This is a genomic window from Bacillus sp. FSL R5-0443 (genome assembly GCF_038608285.1).
GTDB classification, from domain to species: Bacteria; Bacillota; Bacilli; order Bacillales; family Bacillaceae; genus Bacillus; species Bacillus velezensis.
This window is the reverse complement of record NZ_CP152013.1, coordinates 1,731,102-1,750,691: the sequence shown is the minus strand read 5'-3', so window position 1 is coordinate 1,750,691 and position 19,590 is coordinate 1,731,102. Positions and strand designations below refer to the sequence as shown.

The window sequence follows — 19,590 nt, the reverse complement described above, 5'->3', positions numbered from 1 at the left end:
CAGCTTAACGATTCGCCTTCAGCTCGGATCTTCGCCCATGTATATATCATACCATACCTAGATCCGCTTTTCGTGAATGACGGCTCTGTTAGTCCGGCTGGTTAAGCAATTGGTAAATTCTATTGTTCACCTGTCCTAATTTGGCGTTATTCTGAATGTTTGACAGTAATATGACATATTTGCTTGCCGAATGGCTGAAGCTGTTCAAAATGTTGTAACCGGGCATAACACCGTGATTGGAATAGCTTCCCGGATCAATGTAAAACCCCATGCCGTAAGCGGCACTGCTTCCTGCTGTAAACATTTTTGTGAAGCTTTCTTTTGAAAGGAGCGTGCCGTTTACGATCGCTTTATCAAATTTATAGAGATCTTCAGCGCTCATATACATGTCGCCCGCCCCGTACAGCTGTGATAAGTCCAGAAGGTGCGGCGTTACAAGACTGCCGCTCTCATCGACTTTGTAGCCGACGGCAGGATATTTGGCTTTGACAAATGTTTTGTAAAATCCGGCATGCTTCATTCCGGCCGGTTTGAACACGTGTTCTTTTATATATTGTTCATAAGACTCCCCGCTGACTTGAGATACGATATAAGCAAGCACTGAATAGTTGGAATCCCTGTAATCCCAAACCCCGGGCTGCCGTTTAATTCCGCGGTATTCTATATCCTTGATTAAATCAATTGGAGAAATCGGTCCCTGACCCTCAATATGCCCGTTTATGCCGGACGTATGATTGAGCAGGTTTTTCAATGTAATGCGCGTGCCGTTAGGAAAATTCGGCAAGTATGTACTGACGGGGTCACTCGTCTGCAGCAGCCCTTTTTCTTCAAGCTGCAGGACAGCCGTCGCGATTAACGCTTTTTGTGAAGAACCGATATAATATGATGTCTCCGGATTGTTTTTAATTTTTTGTTTTCGGTCCGCATAGCCAAAGCCTTTTTTCAGCACAACTTTTCCATCTTTTACGATCATTGCTGTGCCGCTGAACCCGATCTGTTGCAAGTAATTGCTGATCTGTTTATTGTGATCGATTGATTTAGGTGTTTTCTCTTTTTGCGTCTTTTCTTTTTTCTGTTGAGTCTGGTCTTTTGAAGTATCAGATTGAGCGGCGGGAGCGCTTTTAACGGATTCCTTCTCCCGATGATGCGCCGTGACGGTCCAGATCATAATAAAAACAGTGACAAGCAGCAGAAAAAGAAACAGCCCTCCCGTTTTCATCAGCTTCTTCTTTCTTTTTTTATTTATTCTTGTGCGGCGGGGGCTCGTCATCTTTTTTCCTCCTCAGATATAATTTCAACTTTCGCCATGATGTTAGACGAGTGAAGGGTGAAAAAAGTTGTAACATTCCAGATAAAATTTTCCGAAACAGCCAGTGTTTTTTTGAAACACACAAAAAAAGAGCGGAAATTGCTTATTCCGCTCTTTTGATCGTGTTTTTATTCTTCTAATTCCATCTCTTCCTGAACTTCTTCCGCTTTGTCCGTTACACCGTTATTGTCTAAACCGTAATATTCACGGATTTGTTCCTGAATCATCAGCATGATGTCTTTATTTTCTTTTAAGAACTGCTTGGCGTTTTCACGGCCCTGACCGAGGCGTTCTTCTTCATAAGAATACCACGAACCGCTTTTTTGCACGATATCCAGTTCAGTTCCAAGGTCGATGATTTCCCCTTCTTTGGAGATTCCTTCACCGTACATAATGTCCACTTCAGCCGTACGGAACGGAGGAGCGACTTTGTTTTTTACGACTTTAATTCTCGTTTTATTCCCCATGACGTCGTTGCCCTGCTTTAATTGCTCGGCACGGCGCACTTCAAGGCGCACGGAAGAATAGAATTTCAGCGCGCGGCCGCCCGGTGTCGTCTCCGGATTTCCGAACATAACGCCGACTTTTTCACGAATCTGGTTAATAAAGATTGCGATTGTTTTAGATTTATTGATGGCGCCGGAAAGCTTACGGAGCGCCTGAGACATAAGACGCGCCTGTAAACCGACGTGTGAATCACCCATGTCACCTTCAATTTCAGCTTTTGGAACAAGCGCCGCAACAGAGTCAACGACTACGATATCAACAGCTCCGCTTCGCACCAGCGCTTCAGCAATCTCTAGCGCCTGCTCTCCCGTATCCGGCTGAGAAAGCAGAAGCTCTTCGATATTGACACCGAGCTTTTGCGCGTAAACAGGATCAAGAGCATGCTCAGCATCAATAAATGCTGCCTGTCCGCCTTTTTCCTGAACCTCAGCGATTGCGTGAAGCGCTACAGTCGTTTTACCTGAGCTTTCAGGTCCGTATACTTCAATAATCCGTCCGCGCGGGTATCCGCCTATTCCGAGAGCGGTATCAAGTGCAAGGGAACCGCTTGGCACCGTTGAAATTCTTGTATCTGTTTTTTCTCCGAGCTTCATGATGGAACCTTTGCCGAATTGTTTTTCTATTTGCTTAAGAGCCATATCTAAGGCTGCCTGACGATCACTCATTTATTTTTTCCTCCTTTATCTTGCCACTACATATACTATACCTTGTTTACTGGCATTTGCCAAGAAAAAAGCGAACGCATATTCGGATTTTTTCCGCGTTCGCTTTTCTGCAAAAGAGCATAATTTCCCTTGTAAAACTTAAAAATCAGAGAAATCGCCTCTTTAAAACTTTATTTTTGATCCAGCATTTTCAAAATGAGATGGCAGCCGTATTTAGCGGCGCGCTTTCTGATTCCGGTTCTTGAGCCGGCAAAGTTAAATTCGTGCACCTCTTCTTTTCCTTCTGCCGAAATGCCGATAAAGACGCGGCCCGGCGCATGCCCTTCCTGCGGGTCGGGACCCGCCACCCCGGTAAAGCTGATGCCGATATCGCTTCCGGTCAGCTTTCTCACACCGGCTGCAAGCTCTTTCGCACACTCTTTGCTGACCGCTCCGCTTGCTGCGAGCGTCTCAGCTTTCACGCCGAGCACATGATGTTTCACGCTGTCGGAATAACAGACAACACCCCCTGCAAATAGTTGAGACGCACCGCTTAAATCAGTCACCCACTCTGAAAACAGGCCGCCTGTAAAGCTTTCGGCAGAAGAAATCGTGATTTTGTTTTGTCTGCATGCTTTTGAAAGCTCCTTCACCAGAGACGTATCATCATATCCGTAGAAAAATTCACCGACACGTTCTAAAATGGCGGCTTCCGTTTCTTTTAAAAGCCGTTCTGTTTCTTTTTCGTCAGCATGTTTCGCCGTTAAACGCAGCGTGACCTCTCCGTCAGCAGCAAGCGGCGCAATCGTCGGGTTCGTCTGCGCATCAATGATATCTTCTAAATCAGCTTCAAGCTGGGATTCACCGATTCCGAAAAACCGCAGCACGGTTGAAACGATTTTCTCATTAGAACCGAGCTTTTTAAGAAGCAGCGGCTTCGCTTCATTTTCAAACATCGGACGCAGCTCGCTCGGCGGCCCGGGAAGCAGCATATAAAGCCTTGAGCCGTGCTCTGCAAGCATTCCCGGCGCCATGCCGAAATGATTCGCCAAAACGTCTGAGCCCTCGATGACGAGCGCCTGTTTGCGGTTATTCGGCGACATGGTCCGTTTTGTTTTCGCGAAATATTCTTCGATCGACCGGAACGCTTCGTCATTCAGAACGAGCGGGCGCCCCAGTGTGTTTGCAATGGTTTCTTTCGTCAAATCGTCCTTGGTCGGTCCGAGGCCGCCTGAAAAAATAATCAGGTCTGAGCGCTCTTCGGCAATGCGGATGACTTGCTTAAGCCGCTCCGGATTGTCACCGACAGCGGTATGATAAAACACGTTTACACCAATTTCCGCCAGCTCTTTACTGATAAACTGCGCGTTCGTATTGGCGATCTGGCCTAGCAGAAGCTCCGAGCCGACTGCAATGATTTCTGCTTTTTTTGCTATTTCCATCTTTAAGTCCTTCTTTCTTAGTTAGATGTTTTTAACGCATCCCAGTTCTTCGCAAAATAATCCCAGCCGGAAATGACTGTGAACAGCACGGCCACCCATAAAGCGATATCGCCGAACGGGAAAGAAACGAGCTCAAACGGAAGATTATGCAGCAAAAGCGCGGCAACAGCGATGATCTGAGCCCATGTTTTAATTTTCCCCAGCATATTGGCGGCTACAACTTCCCCCGTTCCCGCCAGCACAAGTCTTAATCCCGTTACGGCAAATTCGCGGCTGATGATGATGATGACCATCCACGCCGGCGCAAGGTCAAACTGCACAAGCGTAATTAATGCCGCGGACACCAGCAGTTTGTCAGCCAGCGGATCTAAAAATTTCCCGAAATTTGTCACGAGGTTCAGTTTTCTGGCGTAGTAGCCATCCACCCAGTCAGTCGTTGATGCGATAATGAACAAAACAGCTCCCGTAAGATGCGCGACCGGAATCGATTCATCCCCTATATGAACGCTGCCCCACTGAAAAGGAACAAGCATGATAATCATAAATACAGGAATTAAAGCGATTCTTGCCAGTGTGATTTTATTCGGTAAGTTAAACATAAAGCCCCTCCAATATATGTACTCGGACGTGAAGAAAAAGTCATCTTAATCGTTCAGATGACTTTTCCCCTTTTATTTTTTCATCTTGATTGTGATGGTCTGCGCCATCACATCATGCGGATTGAGTTCATAGGACAGAACCTCTCCGTTGATTTTAATTTTCAGGTTAGGGGCATAGCCCGTGCGGATTTCAATCTGCTTTTGATCCGTGACGTCTTTTTTAAAGGTTTCGCCTTTTTGCAGCGTTCCTTCTTTTAAAGAACCGCCGCTGTCATCACGGACGCGGATCCATGCGCTGTCAGAAGCAATCAGTTCAAGCTTATACTTATCTGCCCCGGAGACGTTGTATGAAGAAGCCGAGCCTTCCGTTCCGGCCGCTTTGATCTCCGTCTTTTCACTGCTTTTTTCTTTCTTTTTCTGCTCTGACGCTTTTGTGTCCTTTTTGTCTTTTTTGCTGTCAGATTGCGCTTCGTCATTTGTATTGCCGTCGTTTTTCAGCGCAGAATCCTTAGGAATCTCATACTTGCTCTCACTTTGGGTGACTGCCTTATCTCCGTCTGTCTGCCCGGATTTGCTCATTCCGAGCTGAATAATCGCATAAATGATCGCGATGACGATAATGACACCGATGACGACAAGGACGGTCGGAAGCCATTCCGCCGCCTTTGAAGCGGACTTAGGAAGCTCCCTTTGCATGGCGAGACCGGAGATTTTTTCCGACACATCGTCATGGTACGTGTTAGGGATGTCTTTTTTATATTCTTCAAATAACTGATCTGAATCAAGCCCGACAGCTTCAGCGTATTGCTTGATAAACGCCCGCACATAAAAATTGCCGGGAATGACGTCATAATTGCCTTCTTCCAGAGCGGTTAAGTATCTTTTCTGAATTTTCGTCGCCGCCTGGAGTTCATCCAATGACATCCCTTTTTCCTCTCTGGCTTCTTTAAGCCGGATTGCTAATTCTGTCACAACAAACACCTTCCAATATTAAAAATCAAAGCTTGAAAAACCGGTCTGATCAAATATTTGCGGTTCTTCTGCATGTTCATATGTAATAACTTCGTCAGGATCATTTCTGAGTTCGATAATATAATCGAAATCATCGAGCGTATACTCCGAATTTTGAACAAAAATATCGGGGTGCTCCACGACCTTTGTCGCCGGAAGCCGCATAATTTCACTGACGAGCTGAAGATGGCGCTCAGATCCCCGTCTTGTCGAAACGATGCCGTCGAGGATAAACACGTTTTCCGTGCTGTATTCATCGGCAACCAGCTGGCTCCGGATCGTTTGTTTTAGCAGCGTTGATGATACGAAAAGCCATCTTTTGCTGGCACAAACGCTTGACGCAACGATGGACTCCGTTTTTCCGACCCTCGGCATTCCCCGGATTCCGATCAGTTTGTGCCCTTCTTTTTTAAACAGCTCGGCCATAAAGTCAACCAGAAGACCGAGCTCGTCCCTTTCAAAACGGAAGGTTTTTTTGTCATCGGCATCACGCTGAATGTATCTTCCGTGGCGGACTGCGAGACGGTCGCGAAGCCTCGGTTCTCTCAGCTTCGTTACTTTAATGGTCTCCATTGTTTTTAAAATTGATTCCAATCGTTTAATTTGATCTATATGCCGGCATCTGAGCAGCATTCCCCTTCTGGAAAGGTCGACACCGTTAATTGTGACAATATTAATTGACAGCATCCCGAGAAGAGATGAAATATCCCCGAGCAGGCCGGGGCGGTTCACTTGAATTTCATATTCAAAATACCATTCGAGCTTTGCCAAATGATATACCCCCTCCATTGTGGCAAATTTTTACCTTCCTTTATCATAAAACATTTTTCTCTAATTAGAAAGAAGAATGTTGCTCTATAGAGGAAAACATAAAAAAAGAGAGGAGAAATCCCCCCTCTTAATGAGTGCTGTTATTTTCAACAAGCTTCACCATCATATTTGCGATGGCGCGCTGTTCATCTTCAGAAGCAACGCTCCAAAGATCAGCAAGCACTTTTTCCTGATGGTTTTTCGAGTCGACTTCGTTCGCAAGGTAACCGCCGATTTCTGTAGCGAGGTCAGTGATCGTTTCATCACTCATCCCTTTTTCCTGCGCATAGTTCAATCTGTCGCCAAGGAAATTCTTCCAATTATCCCAGTTTTCTAATACTGACATGTTGGGTTCCTCCATTTCATCTGTTGTTACAAAATTATTTTGTCCGTACAGATGCAAACTATACACACATTTTTTTCAGCAGTGCCAGCCGCCGTTTACGGATAATATATGCCCCGTAATATAGGAAGCCTTGTCCGATAATAAAAAGGCCGCCGCTTCGGCGATTTCCTCCGGCTTTGCCAGCCGGCCCGCGGGAATTTCCTCTGCCAACGCTTCTTTTTCATCAGACGTGAACTGATCAAGCATATTTGTATCAACGGCACCCGGCGAGACTGCATTCACGCGGACGCCGCTCGGAGCAAGCTCTTTGGCAAGCGCTTTGACGAACGAATGCTGCGCTCCCTTGACCATGCTGTATAATACCTCGCACGATGCGCCTGTTTCTCCCCAGACGGAACCGATCGCGACGATGCCCCCGCTTTTTTTCCGGATCATGCCGGGCATCAGATTACGCGCCAAAAGAAACGGACTCGTTACATGCAGCTGCACCATCTCCCGCGCCGTGTCATCCGTAACGTCCGTAATCAGGCCGAAATGACTTTTGCCGCTGTTTAATATCAGAGCATCCACAGGCTGCTTAACGGAACGGCTGAGTGTCTCCGCGCCATCCGGTGAGGACAGATCCGCCTGAATAACGGAGGCTTTTACGCCGAATGATGCGCTCAGCCTTTCCGCGAGCCTGTGTGCGGCTTCCTTATTAGAATGATAATGCAAAAGGACGTCATACCCGTTTTTTGCGAGGACTTCACTTATACTTTGTCCGATTCCGCCGCTTGCTCCGGTTACGAGCGCTGTCTGTTTCATCAATCAATACTCCTTCTTTCCCCAGAAAAACATCCCTCAGCGCGTGAGGGATGTTTTTGTTATGATTTTGGCACGACTTTGCAGACTGTCAGCCTGTCTTCTGATATTTCTTCTTTAATGACCCGCTTTACGTCATCCAGCGTAATCTGCTCCAGTACGGTTACGACATCAAACAGACTCATATCTAAAAAGGCGTAGCGTGTGAATTGGTTGGCAATATATTCAGGCGAATTGAGCGCTTTTAAGAATGACCCGATCTTCTTTTTTCTTGCAAGATCAAGTTTTTCCGCAGTCACGGCTGATTCTGCATCAAGCAGCATGTGTTTTAATTCGTCAGCGAGCTTATCCGGCTCCGGTGTATCTCCTCCGACAGAGGCAAAACCGAATCCGTATTCAGCCGTGTAATCAAAGCTGAAGGTTTCATCAATGTAGCCTTTGTCGTACAAGTCACCGTAATGCGGTGAGCTTTTTCCGAAAAGACATTCAAGCATGAGGTTCATGCTGAGCTCGTGCTTCAACAGATCCTGCCCCGTTTTATAAGGGTCTTTCGCCTTTAAGCCGACAAGACATTTTGAGCCTTGCACGTTCATTTTTAATTCCTGCTCCCGGCGGAAAACCGCTTCCTGCTCCTGAACTTCTTCACGTTGGATTTCAGGCTGGTCTGTAAACGGCTTTTTCTCCTGGTTTTCCCGCACCTGGCTGATGACCGCTTCAGGATCTACGGGACCGACGATAAAGAGCAGCATATTGCTCGGGTGATAAAACGTTTCATAGCACTCATACAGCAGATCTTTCGTAATATGAGAGATGCTCTCCACCGTTCCGGCAATGTCAATTTTCACGGGGTGGTCTTTATACATATTTTCGATAAGGCCGAAAAACAGCCGCCAATCCGGATTATCATCATACATATTGATTTCCTGGCCGATGATGCCTTTTTCTTTTTCAACTGATTTTTCCGTGAAATACGGGTCCTGAACAAAATCTACGAGTGTTTCCAAGTTTTTCTCCACATTAGAAGTGCTGGAGAAAAGATAAGCGGTTCGTGTAAATGATGTAAAGGCATTTGCCGACGCCCCCTGCTTACTGAAGTCCTGAAACACGTCGCCGTCCGCTTTTTCAAACAGTTTATGCTCCAGAAAATGCGCGATTCCGTCAGGGACGTGTACCATTTCTTCCTTATTTAAAGGAACGAATTGATTGTCAATGGAACCGTACTTTGTCGTAAACACGGCGTATGTTTTATTAAAGCCCTGTTTCGGCAGCACATAGACATCAAGGCCGTTTGCCATTTTTTCATGATACAGCGTTTCCTGAAGCTGTTCGAAGTTTATCGGTTTAGTCAAGATGCTCCCCCCGTCCCTTTTAAGAAATAAGTCGTATCCAGCTTAATGTTCTTTCCGACATTGATAATGTCCTCTTTTGTCACTTTCTCGATATTGTCAAGGAATCTTTCGATCGGTATCTCTACTTGGGCTGAGGCCTGCTGATACAGAAATTCCGCTAAGCCGTATGCCGTATCAATGGTTTCTAATACTTGATTTTTAATAACGGCTTTCGTTTGGGCGATATCATCTTCTGAAAAGTCACCGTTTTGCATAGCCTGAAACTGTTCTTCAATGATGGTGACGGCCTGCTTGTAATTTTTCACCTCAATGCCCGACATGACCATCAAAAGCCCTTTGAAGCTTTCCACCCTTGAGGCTGCATAATAGGCGAGGCTCGCTTTTTCACGGACATTTATAAACAGCTTTGAATGAGAGAAACCTCCGAACAGCCCGTTAAACACCTGCAATGCAGGATAATCCGGATCTGTATATGTCGTATTGGTCCGGAATCCGATATTCAGCTTGCCCTGCTTGACGTCCTCTTCATCAATGACTTCCTTCGGATCGGGCTGTTCATTCGCCGCGCTTCTTTCAAAAGGCTGCAGCTCCCGTTCTTCCGTTTTAAAATACGTATCAACGGCCGTTTTCACCTGATCTGTATCAACATCGCCGATGACGTACAGGTCCAGCTGATCTTCGCGTATGGCTTTTTGATAGGCTTCATACAAATCTTGCGGTGTAATGTGTTCAACATCATCGAACTCGCCGTTGACGTGAAGGGCATACGGTTCGCTTTTGCACATTTCCTGAACGAGACGCAGATTAGAATATCTCATCTTATCATCATATACGGCTTGAATCCGCTGTTTCAGCGTCCGTTTTTCCTGCGTGACATAAAGGGGCAGGAAGGCGCCGTTTTCCAAAGCGGGCGAAAAGACAAGCTCTGATAAAAGATGAAGGCCTTTTTCCAATAACGGTGTGCGGTCCTTCAGATACTTTTCATTAGGAATCTCAAGTCTAAACGTAATGACATGACGTTCTCCCTTTTTTGTCAGATCAGCTGAAACGGATGTGCCGTACAGCTCATCAAAATAAGACCGCAGATCAGCGGTTTTCGGGCGGCTTTCTGTTCCGCGCAGAAGCACATGCGGAAACAGCGCCCTTTTTGTTACGAGCTCTTTCGTTAAAGGAGCCAGCATTTTAAACGTCAGCGAAACGGTTTTAAATTTCTCGGTCTTTACGATGTGGGCGGTGATCCCGCCGTGCTTTGACTTCATTTCATTTACGTAAGTCATGTGAAACCTCCTTCGTTCATTCTTTCATAGTATGTATTATGACCAAATTTCAGCATTCGCAAAAAAGAGTGCGCAGATGTAATTATATCAACTGGAGGATTTATAAGGAAACAAAAAACCTCTGCCCGAAAACAGGCAGAGGCATTGAACGTTATTTTTTCAAATTGAAAGGCCACCAGTTGGCACTTCCGAATATTTTCACCATGACCGGTACAAAAAACGGAAGGACGACAATTGCGTACATGAGAAGGCCTGTTAATACCACGGTTGCAATCTGTAATAAGGAAAGAACGCCTGACGGCAGCATGGCCGCAAAGGTTCCCGCTAAAATAATCGCCGCAGAAATGATGACGGAACCCATATTTTTCATACTGCTGATCATTGCGGGTTCCGTTCCTTCTTTTTTCAGCTCATTAAAGCGGTCCATTAAAAAGATGGAATAATCTACGCCAAGAGCCATCAAAATGACAAAGCCGAAGAACGGCACGGCCCAGTTTACGCCCGGATACCCGAAGAAGTGTGTAAAGATGTATTCCGTCACGCCGATGGATGCGAAATACGTCAGTACGAGTGACGCCACTAAATAAACAGGCATAATGAGGGAGCGCAGCATCACGATGAGAATCAGAAAAATTCCCGCCAGCATAAACATGGCCGTCCGTTTGAAGTCTGAATCCGATACTTCCTTCAGATCGGCATTCATGCTGGAGACTCCCGAAACGCCGAAGGAAGCATTCTTCAGATCCGTGTTCGGAATGGCTCTTTTTACGCTCGCTTTGATCGCTTGAATATCTTGAATGGCCGTATTTGAGTAAGGATTGTTATCAAGAACGACGGTCAATTCTGTCGTTTTTCTGTCATCTGACATGTACGTATTAAACACGCTTGTGAAATCACTGTTTTTCAAGGCGTCTTTCGGCACAAACCAGCCTGTCATTTCTTTGTCTGACGCCTTGTGAAGCTCACCTAGGTAATCATTCGCCCCCATCATGCCGCTTGATACTTTCTTAAGCCCTTTTACACTATCGTTAAGGCCTGAAGAAAGATCGCTGAGCCGGGAAGAAAAATCACCAAGGCCGCTCTTCATTTTTTTCTGGCCCTCCGCGAGCTGTCCTGCCGCCGATTCAAGGCGCGGCATTTGTCCCGCGAGAGCCCCCTGTCCGTCTGACACTTGCTGCAGACCGTTTTCAATACTGGTCAGACCATTGATCATTGCGTTAATTTGAGTGTCAATCTTCTTCTGAGCGGCTGCCAGTCGGGCAAATTGTTTTTCCGCTTGCTGCAGATGAGCCTTTTGACTGTCGACCTGTTTAGAAAACGCTTCTGCATCCGCGTTTGCCTTGGAAACGGCTGACTGTACACCCGTAAAGGCTGATTTGATTTCTTGGTAAGAGGGATCGGTTTTGACTGACGGTATTGACGCTTCCAATTTTGCAAACGGCAGCCGGGCAAGCTGCTTGTTCAAATCGGCAAGCTGTCTGCTGGCTTCATCTTTCATCGGCAGGACGGTTTTTACCAATTTTAAAGCGTTTTGCGTTTCTGAAGCGAGACCGCTGTTTTGTTTGAGCTGTGAAGTCAGCATTTGTTTTTGCTCTTCAATCTGCTTTCTCATCTGGGCGACGCCGGCTTTATTCTCGTTCACGCCAGCCTGCAGTTTATTCAGGTTTTCTCCTATATCAGAAAGCCCGGATTTCAGAGACAATGTTCCGTCAATAAGCTGATTGACGCTTTTCCCCGACTCTTCGATCTGCGGCTGTGAATCAGCTAACGACTTTGCGGCATGCCCTAATCCGTCCGTGATTTTTTCAAGTCCTGTATTGCCTTTATCAAGCCCTTCTTGAAGCTGCTTTGCCTGATTTGTGACAAATAATTGATTCAATCCGTTTCCAGCAGGGCGCGTGGCGCTTCTGACCGTTTTTACACCCTCTGTTTTTTCAAGTTCTCTGCTGATTTTTTCGATATCAATCAGGTGTTTTTCGGTATTTAATGTCTCATCATTTTTGATGACGACTGTGGCCGGAAGAAGTTCTCCCGGGCCGAAGGCGTCTGAAATCGTATGAAACGCGCGGACGGATTCATATTTATCCCCGATTTCGTCAAGACTGTTGTAAGACAGCGACCCTTTGTAAAGAAGGATAGGCGGGACGGTGAATACCGCAACGATTGCAAGACTGATGAGCGGCCTTTTAAATGAAAACCGCCCTGACGTTTCCCATGCTTTGCTTTGAGGATGGGAAATATCGCCCTTAACAGGCCAAAACAGGCTTTTTCCTAAAACAGCCATAAAAAACGGCACGATCGTCATGAGCGCAAGCAGCAGCACCGCGACACCGACCGCAACGGCTGCTGCCGACTGATACAGCTTAAATGTCGCAAATCCGATGCAGGCAAATCCGATCAGCACCGCACCGCCGCTGTACAAAACCGTCTTTCCGGCCGTTTTGTAGGTGACGACGATCGCTTCTCTTATATCAGCGCCATGCGACAGTTCTTCTTTAAATCTGCTGAGAAGCAGAATGCAGTAGTCTGTGCCGATCCCGAACATAATCGCAACCATAAAAATCTGAGTAAAAGTTGAGAGCGGAAAATTCAGCTGATCGACTAAAAATGCGACAATCGACTGGCTGACTAAATAAGATATCAATACTGATAAAAGCGGCACGAACGGAGCGACCACTGACCGAAATACAAGGATCAGCACGATCAGAATAAAAGCGACCGTTATATATTCAGTCTTTTTCAAGCCGTCCTGTGAGCTTTTTAACACATCTTCGTCGATCAGCGATTGGCCTGTAATGCCGTATGATACGCCGTACGGTTTCAGCTCTTTATCAATTTTATTTTTTATTTCGATGATATCGTTTTTGGATGTATCAAGCTGCAGCTGAACGAGCATCGTTTGTCTGTCTTTTGACAGCAGCTGTTTTTTAATGTCGTCATTTTTCTCCCCGAAGTATGAGGTCACCGTTTTAATCTGAAGCGCTTTTTTATGTTCAGACAAAGTGCTGACGGCTTCTTCCAGACGATCTTTTTTGTCTGTCATTAAGCCTTTTTCGTGAAATACGATGACGGCAGAAGAAGACGGTGCATCGGAATCAGACATTTCATCAAGCAATTCATGGGCGTAAGAAGAGGAATATCCGTCCGGTACGGAAATCTGCCCTTTCTCCCGTGTCAATTCAGCCATATCAGGCGCTGTAAGCATAAATATCACCGTTGCGGCGACCCACACCGCGGCGATGATCCAGCGGGCTCGGATAATGTTTTTCATTATGTCTGCTGATCCTCCTCAGTCATCATCAATCGATATAATTTTTCATATGTATTCACGAACATCTCCGCCTCGTCTTCATCAAAATACATAATATATGATCGGACGAGTTCCTCAATCCGCCGCTCCACACGGTGAAATACTTCCGTCCCCTTTTCCGTGACATTTAAAAGTATGCTCCGGCGGTCGCTTTGGCTGCGTTCTCTATTGATGTAGCCTTTTTCATACAGGCGGTTCGTCATAGATGTAATGGCGCTTTTATTGACGTGGCACACCGCGGCCAGTTCAATTGATTTGCAATCGGGATTGAGCATAATATAGCGGAGGATGTAATATTGATCCAATGTCAGTTCTTTGTTCACTTTTTCAGCGATAATGCTGTCAATTTTTTTTAAGACGTGCAGGTATACATCGGAATAACGCTGAATCAGCTGCTTTACTTTTTCTTCATGCACCTTTTCCCCCTCCTTCCGATAGTTAATATGTTTAACTATTAAAAAGGATAACGACTTGACGGTATCATGTCAATCTTCAAAATAAAATAAAAAAAAGACAGTGCAGATTACACCGTCTTTAATGATTCCTTTTTTTCTTTTGCTTGTGATGAGATATTTAACAGCGCTAAAAATACAGACACAATGCCGCAAAAAGCGGATAAAATAAAAATCAGCCAGCCTGCATTTGACATCAGGGCAGCAAAGATCGGCGGTCCCGCCGCTACTCCGATAAACCGCATGCTGTTATAAAATGAGGTGATGGTTCCCGATTCCTCGTTGTCTACGCCTTCTGTGATGACAGCGTCTAAAGCCGGCAATGCCATTCCGATACCGATACCGCTGACACACAAAAAGATAAATAATAAATAAAAACTGTGATTCCACCATAGGCCGATAAACGACAGTGTCACGGCACTCATTCCGAAAACGATGCAAAACTTCATTTTGCCTTGGTCTTTTCCGATTTTCCTGCCTGATATATATGAACTGACGGATAGAAATAAAAGCGGGATTGCCAAAAGCGCTCCTTTAGCCACACCGTCAATGCCGTATTTCTTCTCCAGTGAGTCTGATAAATAAAAAAGAACCCCGAACAGCAAAAACATAATCACGCAGCCGATGATAAAAACCGTAAAGAGCCAGCGTCCGTCACGCTTAAATATGCGGCCGACATTTTTCACAAATTCGGAAATAGAAGGCGCTTCTTTTTGTTCCTCCGGCTTTGCCACCAAAAACAATACGAGAAAAAAACTGATGAGCGAAAAAAACGGAATGAACCAAAATGGCATAAACCAAAACCATGCAGCCAAGAGCGAACCGAGAATCGGGCTTATTACTTTCCCGGCAGTGTTAGACGTCTCAATATCACCGAGCCCCGCGGTAATCCGCTCATCATCCCCTTTGAATAAATCACCGATAAACGGCATCACTACAGGAGCCGCCCCTGCCGAACCGATTCCCTGCAGCACCCGCCCCGCCAAGATAATGGGATAAGGATGCTTGAACGCGGTGGAAGCTATCGCGGCAAGCGCTCCGCCCGCACCGGCTATGAGAAGACAAGGCAGAAGAACCTTTTTTCTTCCGAATTTATCGGACAGATATCCGGCAATCGGAATACAAATAATCGCCACAATCGAATAGACCGTTATAATTAACGATACTTGAAAAGACGATATGGACAGCTTCTTTTCAATCATCGGAAGCACAGGAATCAGCATGGAATTCCCGAGTGTCATCACGAGCGGTACAGAAGCCAGAGCAATGATATTTTTCGTTCCATTTTTCTTCTTACTCAACTTATTCACCCATTCACTATACTTGGTTGTTTCCTGTTTTATTGTGCCTTGCAGAAAATAAAGTATGTACTGAAACGGCAAATAAAAAAAACAGACACATGACGCGTCTGTCTTAAAAACGTTTTCTTACAACATGAAAACTGAACTTATCAGCCCGGAAATAATTTAATGAATACAGTACAGGTTCATCATTCTGATTATAGTGGGTTTGCTTCAGCAATAAAAGCGCCGTCTCCGGCTCGCATTCCAAAACCGGTGAAATCGTATCGTGATATCCGATCGGTTCGATATCAGCAACGGCATAGCTGATCACAGACCCGGAGTTTTTTTCCAAAAGATCAAAAATAGACTCCTGTTCATGACAGAAAGAATTCGGCAGAATGTGCATCGGAATCGTATCTAAACAGTAAACGACCGGAGTGCCGCTTGCCGTTCTCACGCGTTCCAAATAAAAAAGCTCCTGCTCAGGCTCAAGCCGGAATCTAGCGATATCTTCATCAGACGGCGTGATGACCTGAGACGACAAAAAAATCGTACCCGGCACCATGTTCGCCTGCTGAATCGTTTTCGTCACGCTGTTGAGCTGTTCAATACCTGAAAGAAACAGCGGTTTTGTATGGACGAAAGTGCCCACACCGTGCCTTCTGATAATCACATGCTCCTCTTCAAGGATACGCAAAGCTTCACGCAGAGTTGCCCGGCTGACACCCATTGATTTTGAAAGCTCAAATTCAGAAGGAAGCTTTTCCTTTTCGGTGTAAATTCCGTTTTGTATATCCTCTTTGATTCGCTCAATCACTTTTAGATACAAGTGACGATTGTCAGCTTTTGTAGACATGTTTCCCCTCCGTAAACCACTTTCATAAATTATTGAACAATTGGGACAACTATATCATGTTTTAATAAAAAAATAAATAGGAATGATTTTGGTGATATCATTTTCAGTGAAAACTCTCTCCTTTTTAAGAAGAGAGCTCATCATATTGTTCCTTAGATAATAGTACTTCCCTCGGTTTGCTTCCTTCATACGGCCCGACGACGCCCCGTTCTTCCATTGCGTCAATCAGACGGGCAGCTCTCGTATATCCGATTCTGAACCGCCTTTGAAGCATGGAGACTGATGCCGTCTGCATGCCGATAATCAAATCGACCGCTTCGTCATAGAGATCATCCGTTACTTCACTGTGTGTTTCCGAAACTTCTTCCGGAATCATCTCTTCTTGGTACTGCGCTTTTTGCTGCGTAATGACATGATCGACGACATGCTCAACCTCTTCATCGGATAAGAATGCCCCTTGCACACGCACCGGCTTATTTGCGCCTACAGGCAGAAACAGCATGTCTCCGCGCCCCAGAAGCTTTTCAGCGCCGCCCATGTCTAAAATCGTCCGTGAATCGGTCTGAGATGAGACACTGAAGGCGATTCTTGACGGGATGTTGGCTTTAATAACACCGGTAATAACGTCGACTGAAGGCCGCTGTGTCGCGATAATCAAATGAATTCCCGCCGCCCGCGCCATCTGTGAAAGTCTCGTAATTGAATCTTCCACGTCGGAAGAAGCGACCATCATCAGATCGGCAAGCTCGTCAACGATGACGACGATGTACGGCAGCTCAGGCTGCTTGACTTCTTCTTCGGCATTTGACCGCTTAATATGATCGTTATAGCCTTCTATATTTCTCGTACCCGTATGGGAGAACAGCTCATAGCGGCGCTCCATCTCATTGACGACCTTTTTCAAAGCCTGCGAGGCCTTTTTCGGATCTGTCACGACCGGCGCAAGCAGATGAGGAATGCCGTTATACACATTCAGCTCAACCATTTTCGGGTCAATCATCATCATCTTCACTTCATGCGGTTTGGCCCTCATCAGAATGCTCGTAATAATACCGTTGACACAGACGCTTTTTCCGCTTCCCGTTGCCCCCGCTACGAGCAGGTGGGGCATTTTGTTCAGTTCGGCAAGCACGGCTTCCCCGGAAATATTTCGTCCCAAGCCGATCAGAAGCTTCGCGTCCGGCTTGTCATTGAGCTTGGATTCAAGCACTTCTTTTAACGAAACCATCGCAACTTCAGCATTGGGCACCTCGATGCCGATTGCCGATTTACCCGGAATCGGCGCTTCGATCCGGATATCCTTCGCGGCAAGCGCGAGCGCGAGGTCATCGCTCAGATTCACGATTTTACTGACTTTGACCCCGACGTCCGGATACACCTCATATTTTGTGACCGCCGGACCGAGATGAACCTGCGTCACTTTCGCCTTTACGCCGAAGCTTTGAAAAGTCCGTTCGAGTTTTCTTGCATTCTCGTAAATGTTTTTCTTATCGGTCTGCTGGCCGGTATGTTTCGGGTCAGCCAGTATGTCCAATGAAGGCATTTGATAATCTTTATTTTCAAGCTCTGTAAACGTCATCGGCGGAGCCGCAGCCGTTTCGCCACTGTCTTGAGCGCCGCCGGAAGGCTCATCTTTTGCCGCTTGTGCAGCCTCCTGCGTTTTTTCCGGAATCAGCGGTTCGGAGGGCTCTTCCTGACGGTCTGAAAAGCTTGAAATAATCGGCTCTGAATGGATGATCGGCGAAATGATTTCCTCATCCTCTTCCTCCGGATCAGGCTCTTCTTTTTTCTTTTGAACCCGTTTTTGTTTTTTGCCCGATTTTGTTTTCGGCGAAGACATATTCGTTCTGACCGTCTTCATATCCTCAAGAAATGCCTGCCATTGACTGCGGATAAACCGGCCGACGGGGCTCGTCCACTTTTTAAGCGTTTCCTGCAGTGAACGGCCCGTTACAAGAATCAGCCCCATTAAGATCAGCACGATCGCCATGATCTGTGAACCCGTTGATGCAAATAAAAAGTGGGAAGCTGCAAACAGTACCGCGCCGATCATGCCGCCGCCCAAATCAGGGGAAGCAGCCTGCTGTTTCATGTCAATCATAAACAGCTCCCACGTGTTGCCGATGACACTTGCCGACCGAATCGACCCGTGATGAGACAGATTTTTAAAGAGCTGCACGTGAGACAGCAGCAATATACTGGCGATAATACAGTACAGCCCTGCCTTTCTTCTCGTTAAAAGGCTTGGACTCTTCTTTTTCCAAAACAGCGAAATTCCGAGAAGGAAGAGCGCAATTAAGCATAAAATAAACCACTCTCCGGCAAAAAAACGGAACAAGTACACAAATGTCTGTCCCACAACGCCGAGCTGCAAAACAGCAATAATTGAAATTGCAACACAGAGCAGTCCGCTTAGTTCGTATTTTAGATTGAGCTTACTCTCTTGTTTCTTTTTAGATTTCCGTTTTTTCTTTGCCACACTCATCACCTTACTGCGTTAAAAAATGTAAAATCATACATCATGAAGAAAAGCAGCCTTTTGCCGGCTGCATTTTTCTGTAGGATTCCCCTATTATAGCATATTTTGCCCCCGAGAAACGGACTGAATGCCGGTTAGATTTTCAGCTTGATTTTTTGTCCAGGAGCGATGTCCGGATTCAGAAAATCCATCGGGTTCGTACTTAAAATCTGTACGACTTCAGCTTCATTTCCCTTCATCTCAACTAGCAGCGGCACGCCGGCGTAATCTACCTGTTCATGCACGCTTTGCTCTATATCCTGACCGTAAACGACTTCTTGGGGCATGACGGTATAAAGGATCATTGAATCATCCTTCCTTCCTCGCCCTTTCGTTCCTCAATCAGCTGATTCAGCTTTTTTATCGCCTGTCCGACGCCGCCCACGGCATCAATTAATCCGTAATCAGCCGCATCTTTCCCGACTACGTTCGTCCCGATGTCCCTGGTTAAGTTTCCTTTTGAAAACATCAGCTCTTTGAATTTTTCTTCGGAAATATTTGAATGATGGGTCACAAAGTTGACGACCCGCTCCTGCATTTTGTCCAAGTATTCAAATGTTTGCGGAACCCCGATAACCAGACCTGTAAGCCGAACGGGGTGAATGGTCATAGTCGCTGTTTCCGCGATAAAACTATGATCACATGACACGGCGATCGGCACACCTATCGAGTGTCCCCCGCCGAGTACGATTGAGACGGTCGGTTTTGATAAGGATGCGAGCATTTCCGCAATCGCAAGCCCCGCTTCCACATCGCCTCCGACGGTGTTTAAGATGATCAGAAGTCCTTCGATTTTCGGATTTTGCTCAATGGCGACGATTTGCGGAATGACGTGTTCATATTTGGTTGTTTTATTTTGCGGCGGGAGCTGGACGTGCCCCTCAATTTGGCCGATGATCGTCAGGCAGTGAATATTGGTATCTTGGGACATTTGCGGCAGAGATGTCTCTCCCAGCTGCTGAATTTTGCTCATAATGCTGTCTTTCGCATCTGATTTTTCGGGCTGCTGTTCTTCGGTGTTTTCCATACGATGATCCATTTTATCTTTCACCCTTTCCGAATGTCTCTTTGTATTA

The 19,590-nt window shown here is 46.1% G+C and carries 17 protein-coding genes; all 17 read right to left on the bottom strand.

The window, feature by feature from the left end; all coding sequences use genetic code 11:
- Positions 1 to 88 precede the first annotated feature (88 nt).
- Positions 89 to 1,270 carry a serine hydrolase domain-containing protein gene (locus tag NYE28_RS08830; protein ID WP_059366981.1) on the bottom strand — a complete coding sequence of 394 codons (1,182 nt, stop codon included), beginning with the start codon at positions 1,268 to 1,270 and terminating at the stop codon, positions 89 to 91.
- Positions 1,271 to 1,437: 167 nt separating this feature from the next.
- Positions 1,438 to 2,481, bottom strand: coding sequence for a recombinase RecA (gene recA, locus NYE28_RS08825; RefSeq protein ID WP_003154145.1), 1,044 nt, complete (start codon positions 2,479 to 2,481; stop codon positions 1,438 to 1,440).
- A 170-nt stretch (positions 2,482 to 2,651) separates the two neighbouring features.
- Positions 2,652 to 3,902, bottom strand: a complete 1,251-nt coding sequence (locus NYE28_RS08820; protein ID WP_342490383.1) for a competence/damage-inducible protein A — start codon at positions 3,900 to 3,902, stop codon at positions 2,652 to 2,654.
- Positions 3,903 to 3,919: 17 nt separating this feature from the next.
- Entirely contained in the window at positions 3,920 to 4,501 is a 582-nt protein-coding gene (pgsA, locus tag NYE28_RS08815) for a CDP-diacylglycerol--glycerol-3-phosphate 3-phosphatidyltransferase (protein WP_007409821.1), read from the bottom strand.
- Between the two features lie 72 nt (positions 4,502 to 4,573).
- A complete protein-coding gene (locus NYE28_RS08810; RefSeq protein ID WP_014417801.1) occupies positions 4,574 to 5,473 on the bottom strand; it encodes a RodZ domain-containing protein in 900 nt (299 codons plus the stop codon).
- Positions 5,474 to 5,491: 18 nt separating this feature from the next.
- Positions 5,492 to 6,283 carry a YmfK family protein gene (locus tag NYE28_RS08805; protein ID WP_007409819.1) on the bottom strand — a complete coding sequence of 264 codons (792 nt, stop codon included), beginning with the start codon at positions 6,281 to 6,283 and terminating at the stop codon, positions 5,492 to 5,494.
- A gap of 127 nt (positions 6,284 to 6,410) precedes the next feature.
- Positions 6,411 to 6,668, bottom strand: coding sequence for a DUF3243 domain-containing protein (locus tag NYE28_RS08800; protein ID WP_003154150.1), 258 nt, complete (start codon positions 6,666 to 6,668; stop codon positions 6,411 to 6,413).
- A gap of 75 nt (positions 6,669 to 6,743) precedes the next feature.
- Positions 6,744 to 7,472 (bottom strand): SDR family oxidoreductase, encoded by a 729-nt coding sequence (locus NYE28_RS08795; protein WP_015239877.1) that lies wholly within the window; start codon positions 7,470 to 7,472, stop codon positions 6,744 to 6,746.
- A 59-nt stretch (positions 7,473 to 7,531) separates the two neighbouring features.
- Positions 7,532 to 8,818: a pitrilysin family protein gene (locus tag NYE28_RS08790; protein ID WP_342490382.1), complete on the bottom strand. Its 1,287-nt coding sequence runs from the start codon at positions 8,816 to 8,818 to the stop codon at positions 7,532 to 7,534.
- Positions 8,815 to 10,095 (bottom strand): pitrilysin family protein, encoded by a 1,281-nt coding sequence (locus tag NYE28_RS08785; protein ID WP_015239875.1) that lies wholly within the window; start codon positions 10,093 to 10,095, stop codon positions 8,815 to 8,817. The genes NYE28_RS08790 and NYE28_RS08785 overlap by 4 nt, the downstream gene beginning before the upstream one ends.
- A gap of 151 nt (positions 10,096 to 10,246) precedes the next feature.
- Positions 10,247 to 13,366, bottom strand: a complete 3,120-nt coding sequence (locus NYE28_RS08780) for an MMPL family transporter (protein WP_160223050.1) — start codon at positions 13,364 to 13,366, stop codon at positions 10,247 to 10,249.
- Positions 13,366 to 13,821, bottom strand: coding sequence for a MarR family transcriptional regulator (locus NYE28_RS08775; RefSeq protein ID WP_003154157.1), 456 nt, complete (start codon positions 13,819 to 13,821; stop codon positions 13,366 to 13,368). The genes NYE28_RS08780 and NYE28_RS08775 overlap by 1 nt, the downstream gene beginning before the upstream one ends.
- 107 nt (positions 13,822 to 13,928) lie before the next feature.
- Positions 13,929 to 15,239, bottom strand: a complete 1,311-nt coding sequence (locus NYE28_RS08770) for an MFS transporter (RefSeq protein ID WP_205829149.1) — start codon at positions 15,237 to 15,239, stop codon at positions 13,929 to 13,931.
- 31 nt (positions 15,240 to 15,270) lie between these two features.
- Positions 15,271 to 15,996, bottom strand: coding sequence for a GntR family transcriptional regulator (locus NYE28_RS08765; RefSeq protein ID WP_007409813.1), 726 nt, complete (start codon positions 15,994 to 15,996; stop codon positions 15,271 to 15,273).
- 124 nt (positions 15,997 to 16,120) lie between these two features.
- Positions 16,121 to 18,475, bottom strand: coding sequence for a DNA translocase FtsK (locus NYE28_RS08760; RefSeq protein ID WP_160223049.1), 2,355 nt, complete (start codon positions 18,473 to 18,475; stop codon positions 16,121 to 16,123).
- 134 nt (positions 18,476 to 18,609) lie between these two features.
- The gene (locus tag NYE28_RS08755) at positions 18,610 to 18,819 is read right to left on the bottom strand and encodes a YlzJ-like family protein (protein WP_003154161.1); all 210 of its coding nucleotides are present in this window, start codon (positions 18,817 to 18,819) and stop codon (positions 18,610 to 18,612) included.
- A complete protein-coding gene (locus NYE28_RS08750; protein WP_003154162.1) occupies positions 18,816 to 19,553 on the bottom strand; it encodes a ClpP family protease in 738 nt (245 codons plus the stop codon). The genes NYE28_RS08755 and NYE28_RS08750 overlap by 4 nt, the downstream gene beginning before the upstream one ends.
- Between the last annotated feature and the right edge of the window lie 37 nt (positions 19,554 to 19,590).

Coding starts and splice junctions, on each gene's coding strand:
- NYE28_RS08795 (WP_015239877.1), bottom strand. CDS start 7,472: ATGAAACAGACAGCGCTCGTAACCGGAGCAAGCGGCGGAATCGGACAA.
- NYE28_RS08820 (WP_342490383.1), bottom strand. CDS start 3,902: ATGGAAATAGCAAAAAAAGCAGAAATCATTGCAGTCGGCTCGGAGCTT.
- pgsA (WP_007409821.1), bottom strand. CDS start 4,501: ATGTTTAACTTACCGAATAAAATCACACTGGCAAGAATCGCTTTAATT.
- NYE28_RS08750 (WP_003154162.1), bottom strand. CDS start 19,553: ATGGATCATCGTATGGAAAACACCGAAGAACAGCAGCCCGAAAAATCA.
- NYE28_RS08755 (WP_003154161.1), bottom strand. CDS start 18,819: ATGATCCTTTATACCGTCATGCCCCAAGAAGTCGTTTACGGTCAGGAT.
- NYE28_RS08765 (WP_007409813.1), bottom strand. CDS start 15,996: ATGTCTACAAAAGCTGACAATCGTCACTTGTATCTAAAAGTGATTGAG.
- NYE28_RS08800 (WP_003154150.1), bottom strand. CDS start 6,668: ATGTCAGTATTAGAAAACTGGGATAATTGGAAGAATTTCCTTGGCGAC.
- NYE28_RS08830 (WP_059366981.1), bottom strand. CDS start 1,270: ATGACGAGCCCCCGCCGCACAAGAATAAATAAAAAAAGAAAGAAGAAG.
- recA (WP_003154145.1), bottom strand. CDS start 2,481: ATGAGTGATCGTCAGGCAGCCTTAGATATGGCTCTTAAGCAAATAGAA.
- NYE28_RS08785 (WP_015239875.1), bottom strand. CDS start 10,095: ATGACTTACGTAAATGAAATGAAGTCAAAGCACGGCGGGATCACCGCC.
- NYE28_RS08780 (WP_160223050.1), bottom strand. CDS start 13,366: ATGAAAAACATTATCCGAGCCCGCTGGATCATCGCCGCGGTGTGGGTC.